This window comes from Bradyrhizobium sp. 18BD, assembly GCF_054185225.1.
On sequence record NZ_JAVAYL010000288.1, the window covers coordinates 1 to 430 of the forward strand.

Genomic DNA, 430 nt, shown 5'->3' on the forward strand with positions numbered 1-430 from the left:
CCATCTGGCAGAACCTTGGCTTTGCCATGGTACTTTTCCTTGCCGGGCTGAAGTCCATCCCGCGCGATCTCTACGACGCCGCGGACATTGATGGTGCAGACAGCTGGCTCGACCGGCTGCGCACCGTTACCTTGCCGATGCTCGGGCCAGTAACGATGTTTGTCGTCATCGTCGTCGCACTGCGTGCCTTCGAAGCATTCGATACCGTCCAGATCCTCACCAAGGGCGGACCAGGCAACGCTTCAGAAGTTCTGCTCTACACGCTCTATCGCGAAAGCTTCGAATATCTGCGCACCGGCTATGGGGCCGCGGTCACCATCGTCTTTCTGACCATCGTGATCGCACTCACGCTTATTCAGGCTCGCGTCATGGACAGGCGGGTGCACTACTCATGAGAACAGATTGGCCCGGCGCGATTGCCCGCCACGTT

The 430-nt window shown here is 58.8% G+C and carries 1 protein-coding gene; it reads left to right on the top strand.

Translation table 11 applies throughout. The features are described 5' to 3' along the window. Positions 1–395: carbohydrate ABC transporter permease (locus RAD16_RS41510; protein WP_458163752.1), on the top strand; the 395-nt coding region annotated here is incomplete at its 5' end. Positions 396–430 lie beyond the last annotated feature (35 nt).